This is a genomic window from Nocardia aobensis NBRC 100429, assembly GCF_000308375.1.
Classification (GTDB): domain Bacteria; phylum Actinomycetota; class Actinomycetes; order Mycobacteriales; family Mycobacteriaceae; genus Nocardia; species Nocardia aobensis.
Genome location: NZ_BAFQ01000034.1, coordinates 1 through 5,642, shown reverse-complemented (window position 1 = coordinate 5,642; position 5,642 = coordinate 1). Strand labels below are relative to the sequence as shown.

10 protein-coding genes are annotated in these 5,642 nt (G+C 67.1%); 1 reads left to right on the top strand and 9 read right to left on the bottom strand.

Features of this window, described 5'->3' with window-relative positions; all coding sequences use genetic code 11:
- The 8 genes from rpsC to rpsJ all read right to left on the bottom strand — a co-directional run.
- The coding region (gene rpsC / locus RJ03_RS03940) for a 30S ribosomal protein S3 (protein WP_036498170.1) at positions 1-369 on the bottom strand (369 nt) is incomplete at its 3' end.
- Positions 370-777, bottom strand: a complete 408-nt coding sequence (gene rplV, locus RJ03_RS03935) for a 50S ribosomal protein L22 (protein WP_025347178.1) — start codon at positions 775-777, stop codon at positions 370-372.
- Positions 774-1,055 carry a 30S ribosomal protein S19 gene (gene rpsS / locus RJ03_RS03930; protein ID WP_030513362.1) on the bottom strand — a complete coding sequence of 94 codons (282 nt, stop codon included), beginning with the start codon at positions 1,053-1,055 and terminating at the stop codon, positions 774-776. Before rpsS ends, rplV begins: the two co-directional genes overlap by 4 nt.
- Positions 1,056-1,069: 14 nt before the next feature.
- Entirely contained in the window at positions 1,070-1,900 is an 831-nt protein-coding gene (gene rplB, locus RJ03_RS03925) for a 50S ribosomal protein L2 (protein ID WP_036498168.1), read from the bottom strand.
- Between the two features lie 33 nt (positions 1,901-1,933).
- Positions 1,934-2,239, bottom strand: a complete 306-nt coding sequence (rplW, locus tag RJ03_RS03920; protein ID WP_025347175.1) for a 50S ribosomal protein L23 — start codon at positions 2,237-2,239, stop codon at positions 1,934-1,936.
- On the bottom strand, positions 2,236-2,907 hold the full coding sequence (gene rplD, locus RJ03_RS03915; protein ID WP_036498167.1) for a 50S ribosomal protein L4: 672 nt from the start codon (positions 2,905-2,907) through the stop codon (positions 2,236-2,238). The genes rplW and rplD overlap by 4 nt, the downstream gene beginning before the upstream one ends.
- Positions 2,904-3,569: a 50S ribosomal protein L3 gene (rplC, locus tag RJ03_RS03910; protein WP_036498166.1), complete on the bottom strand. Its 666-nt coding sequence runs from the start codon at positions 3,567-3,569 to the stop codon at positions 2,904-2,906. The genes rplD and rplC overlap by 4 nt, the downstream gene beginning before the upstream one ends.
- Positions 3,570-3,583: 14 nt before the next feature.
- Positions 3,584-3,889, bottom strand: a complete 306-nt coding sequence (rpsJ, locus tag RJ03_RS03905) for a 30S ribosomal protein S10 (RefSeq protein ID WP_003938093.1) — start codon at positions 3,887-3,889, stop codon at positions 3,584-3,586.
- Between the two features lie 466 nt (positions 3,890-4,355).
- On the opposite strand from rpsJ, the gene RJ03_RS03900 reads away from it, so the two are divergent.
- Entirely contained in the window at positions 4,356-4,832 is a 477-nt protein-coding gene (locus tag RJ03_RS03900; protein ID WP_036498172.1) for a hotdog fold domain-containing protein, read from the top strand.
- Between the two features lie 49 nt (positions 4,833-4,881).
- On the opposite strand, the gene RJ03_RS03895 is transcribed toward RJ03_RS03900, so the two are convergent.
- The coding region (locus RJ03_RS03895; protein ID WP_036498165.1) for a lipase family alpha/beta hydrolase at positions 4,882-5,642 on the bottom strand (761 nt) is incomplete at its 5' end.

The following is a 5,642-nucleotide window of genomic DNA, read 5'->3' as shown; positions in this document are numbered from 1 at the left end:
CAGCTGCTCGGCCACACCCTGGGCAACCAGCTGCGCATCCGACTCGGGGTTCTTGACCTCGAGGATGTTCAGCTGAACCTGCTTGCCGGTGAGCTTCTCCAGCTCGGCGCGGATGCGGTCGGCCTCGGCGCCGCGACGGCCGATCACGATGCCCGGACGCGCGGTGTGGATGTCCACCCGGACGCGGTCACGAGTGCGCTCGATCTCGACCTTCGAGATGCCGGCCCGCTCCATACCCGTGCTCAGCAGCTTGCGGATCGCTACGTCTTCCTTGACGTATTCCTTGTACTGCTTGTCGGCGTACCAGCGGGACTTCCAATCGGTGGTGATACCGAGGCGGAAGCCATGGGGATTGATTTTCTGTCCCATTTACTTAGCCCCTCCCTTCCGGCGGCTACGAGCCGGGGCGGCGCTGGCGACGCTCTCGACCTCGATCGTGATGTGGCTGGTGCGCTTGCGGATCCGGAACGCGCGGCCCTGGGCACGCGGCTGGAAACGCTTCATGGTCGCGCCCTCGTCGACATACGCCGTCGAGATGACCAGGGTGTCGGGGTTCAGGCCGAAGTTGTTCTCGGCGTTCGCCGCGGCGCTTGCCACGACCTTGGCGACGGGTTCGCTGGCGGCCTGCGGCGCGAAGCGCAGGATGTTCAGCGCATCCTCGACCCGCTTGCCGCGGACCAGGTCCACGACGCGGCGAGCCTTCATCGGAGTGACGCGAACGTGCTTCGCGGTCGCGCGCGCGGTCGGGTTCTGAAGCGTGGTGTCTTGTTCGCTCATCGCCGCTTGCTCTTCCGATCTTCCTTGACGTGGCTCCGGAACGTCCTGGTCGGCGCGAACTCACCGAGCTTGTGCCCGACCATGTTCTCCGAGACGAACACCGGCACGTGCTTGCGGCCGTCGTGGACCGAGAACGTGTGGCCGATGAAATCGGGGATGATGGTCGAACGACGCGACCAGGTCTTGATGACCTGCTTGGTGCCCTTCTCGTTCTGGACGTCCACCTTCTTGAGGAGGTGTTCGTCGACGAACGGGCCCTTCTTGAGGCTGCGTGGCATCTTTAACCTCCTCCTTAACGCTTCTTGCCGCGGCGGCGGACGATGAGCTTGTCGCTCGGACGGTTGGGCTTACGAGTACGGCCTTCGGGCTTACCCCAGGGCGAGACCGGGTGGCGACCACCGGAGGTCTTGCCCTCACCACCACCGTGCGGGTGGTCGACGGGGTTCATGACGACACCACGGACCGTGGGGCGGCGACCCTTCCAGCGCATACGGCCGGCCTTACCCCAGTTGATGTTCGACTGCTCGGCGTTGCCGACCTCGCCGACGGTGGCGCGGCAGCGCACGTCGACGCGGCGGATTTCACCGGAGGGCATACGCAGAACGGCGTAGGCGCCTTCCTTACCCAGCAGCTGGATGCTCATACCGGCGGCACGAGCCAGTTTGGCGCCACCGCCCGGACGCAGCTCCACCGCGTGGATGGTGGTACCGGTCGGGATCGAGCGCAGCGGCAGGTTGTTGCCGGGCTTGATGTCGGCGCCGGTGCCGGACTCGATCCGCGTGCCCTGGGCGATGCCCTTCGGCGCGATGATGTAGCGCTTCTCGCCGTCGGCGTAGTGCAGCAGGGCGATGTTGGCGGTGCGGTTCGGGTCGTACTCGATGTGAGCGACCTTGGCCGGGATGCCGTCCTTGTCCAACCGACGGAAGTCGATCAGACGGTAGGCCCGCTTGTGACCGCCACCGCGATGACGGGTGGTGATCCGGCCGTGCGCGTTACGACCACCGGACTTGGTGAGCGGGCGCAGCAGCGACTTCTCGGGAGTGGACCGGGTGATCTCGGCGAAGTCCGAAACGGACGACCCGCGCCTACCCGGCGTAGTCGGCTTGTACTTACGGATTGCCATGAGTTCTTCTCTGCTTTCTGAAGATCCGACCGCTTACGCGACCGGGCCTCCGAAGATCTCGATGGGCTTGCTGTCGGCCGAGATGGTCACGAGCGCGCGCTTGGTGCTCTTGCGCTGGCCGTAACCGAAGCGGGTCCGCTTGCGCTTGCCCTGACGGTTGGCAGTGTTGACGCTGGTGACCGTGACGCCGAAAACCTTCTCGACGGCGATCTTGATCTGCGTCTTGTTCGAGTCCGGGTGCACCAGGAAGGTGTAGGTGCCCTCTTCGATCAGCCCGTAGGACTTCTCGGAGATCACCGGCGCGAGCAGAATGTCGCGGGGGTCGGCGATGGTGGTCACTTGCTTTCCTCCTGTGCAGACTCGGCCGGGCCGTGCACGAACGCGTTGAGCGCCTCGACGCTGAACACGACGTCGTCGCTGAGCAGCACGTCGTAGGTGTTCAGCTGGTCCGGCGCGATCGGGTGCACACCCTGCAGGTTCGCCACGCTCTTCCACGCGGTGACATCTTCGCGGCCCACCACGACCAGAACCTTCTTGCGGTCCGACAGCTCGGCCAGGAAGTTCTTGGCGGCCTTGGTGGACGGCGTCTGGCCGGCGACCAGTTCGCTGATCACGTGGATGCGCTCGTTGCGGGCCCGGTCCGACAGGGCGCCACGCAGGGCGGCGGCCTTCATCTTCTTGGGCAGGCGCTGCGAGTAGTCGCGCGGCTGCGGGCCGTGCACGGTGCCACCGCCGGTGAACTGCGGCGCACGGGTCGAACCCTGGCGGGCGCGGCCGGTGCCCTTCTGGCGGTACGGCTTCTTACCACCGCCGCGGACGTCGCCGCGGGTCTTGGTGGCGTGCGTGCCCTGGCGAGCCGCGGCCTGCTGGGCCACGACGACCTGGTGCATCAGCGCGATGTTGGCGGTCGCGTCGAAGATCTCCGCGGGGAGTTCGACGGTGCCGTTGGTCTTGCCGCCCGGCTCTTTCACGGGAAGCGTCAGGTTGGTCTTAGTGTCGGTGCTCATGCCCGGGCACCACCCTTCGCAGCACTCTTGACGATCACGATGCCGCCCTTGCGGCCCGGGATCGCGCCCTTGATCAGCAGCAGGCCGTTCTCGGCGTCCACCTTGTGGACCGAGAGGTTCTGCGTGGTCACGCGGTCGTTACCCATCCGGCCGGCCATCCGCATGCCCTTGAACACGCGACCCGGGGTGGAGCAACCACCGATGGAGCCCGGCCGGCGGTGCACGGCCTGCGCACCGTGGGCGGCACCCTGGCCCTTGAAGCCGTGACGCTTCATGACACCGGCGTAGCCCTTGCCCTTGCTGGTGCCGGTCACGTCGACGTAGGTGCCCTCTTCGAAGACATCGGCCGACAGTTCCTGGCCCACCTCGAACGAGCCGGCGTCGGCGACGCGGATCTCGGCGACATGGCGGCGCGGGGTGACACCGGCCTTGGCGAACTGCCCGGCGACGGGCTTGATCACCTTGCGCGGGTCGATCGCGCCGAAAGCGATCTGAACGGCGGAGTAGCCGTCGCGCTCCTCGGTGCGGATCTGGGTCACGACGTTCGGTCCGGCCTTGACGACGGTGACCGGAACGACGCGGTTCTTCTCGTCGAACACCTGGGTCATACCGAGCTTGGTGCCCAGGATGCCCGCGGCGGGCCTGTTCTTGTTGTCAGTCATATCTGCAATCCCCGTCACTGAATGTTGACGTCGACGCTGGCCGGCAGATCGATGCGCATGAGCGCGTCGACCGTCTTCGGCGTCGGGTCGAGGATGTCGATCAGCCGCTTGTGCGTGCGCATCTCGAAGTGCTCGCGCGAGTCCTTGTACTTGTGCGGCGAGCGGATGACGCAATACACGTTCTTCTCGGTCGGCAACGGCACCGGCCCGACGACGCGGGCACCGGTGCGGGTCACCGTCTCGACGATCTTGCGTGCAGACGCATCGATCGCCTCATGGTCGTAGGCCTTGAGCCTGATGCGGATCTTCTGTCCCGCCACGCTGAGTGTCCTTTTCTCCGCTTACGTTGTGACCCAGGAGCTTTCGCTCCCGAACCACCCTCATTTGCACAGCCCGAACACACGAAGACGCATCAGCCACCATCACGACCGGGGCGCACCCGATCCATCGCCGCTGTTCATCTGTCATGGTTCTTCCGGTCCACGCGGTCGGGCGTGTCGCCTCTCCGCTCATTCTTCGACCCCGGGCATACTTCACCTGGTGGGTCTCGGAACTTCGTCCCGGACGTACCCGCGCCGGACTCGACGCCGATACTCAGTGGGTCCTGCTCACCTACCGGCGATGGACGCACACCACCGCTGCAGGCAACCCGAACAGTATGCCCGAGCCCCCCCACCCACTCCAAATCGGGGGTCGTCCGCTCCGGCGGACATGCCGCGGTCCTGGTCGGACGGTACCGGACCGGGTCGCGGCGCGTCGAACTTACTCCAGAGTAAGATGCTGGCCATGAGCACAGAGACCGCCACGTATCGCGGCTGGAAGAAGCTGCCCGACAACCGGCTCGGACATGCCCTGTTCTCGGTCGGCATGATCGCCCGCGTCCCCTACTTCGGCACCGTCGTCCCGAACGTCGCGCGGCTGGAGCCGGGATTGTGCGAGGTCACCGCGCCGAAATGGTTCGGGATCCACAATCATCTGGGCACCTTCCACGCGATCGCGGCCTGCAATCTGGCCGAGGTCGCGATGGGCATGCTGAGCGAGGCGACGGTGCCGACCACCCACCGCTGGATCCCCAAGGCGATGAACGTGCAGTACCTGGCCAAGGCCGAATCGGGTCTGCGCGCGGTCGCGAAACTCGACCGGATCCCGGACTTCGACGGCCTCACCGAGGGAACGGAAGTGGTTGTCCCCGTGTCGATCTATGACAAACGCGGCGTCGAGGTCGTACACGCCGACATCACCACCTGGGTGACACCGAAGTAGCCGAACCGGCCCGGCTCGCCGGGCGTCGCGACTCGGCAGGGCACGCGACTCAGCAGGGCGGGGGCGGCGGCGCGTCCGCGACCGCGGCCAGGATGTCGGCGATCACGCGCGGGGCCGACAGCAATTCGTCGTGGCCGACCGCGAGGTTCGGACAGCCGTCCTGCACCCAGGAATTGCGGTCCCCCGGCCGTGGTGCGGCCAGCAGCGCGGTCTCCGGAGGTGTGATCACCTCGTCGGTGCGGCTCGCGATCGCGGTGTAGCGGATGCCGGGCGGGGTCTCGCCGCCGGCGTTCAGCGCGGCCAGCGTCGGGGCGCCGGGAACCTGTTCGGCTCCCGCGGGACCGAAGACCTGCGCCGCGGTCTGCTGCCCGTCCATCCCCAGGGCCCCGTAGAACGGGAACATGCTGGGCAGGCCCTCGAAGGTGGATCCCCGGTACGGCGTCCCGACGGTGACCACACTCGCCACCACGTCGGGGCGCCGCCGCACCAGCTCGCGGATCTCGGTGCCGCCGGTGGAATGACCGACCATGATCACCTTCGCCGCGCCGGTGGCGTTACGGACCGTCGAGACGAAGGTGCTCAGCTCCGTCGTCTGGGACCCGATGTCCGCGACGCCGTAGATCACATTTCCCTGCAGGGCCGCCGCCACCGGGCCCAGACCGGGCCACCCCCGATCGGCGGCGCCGCTCGTGCCCGGCGCCGGGAACGGAACCCGGCCGATATCGGCCGCGAATACGCAATATCCCGCGCGGCGCAGCGCGGGCGCCAATGCTCCGAAACTGCGCTGCGCGTCGGTGGCGGCGCCGTGCG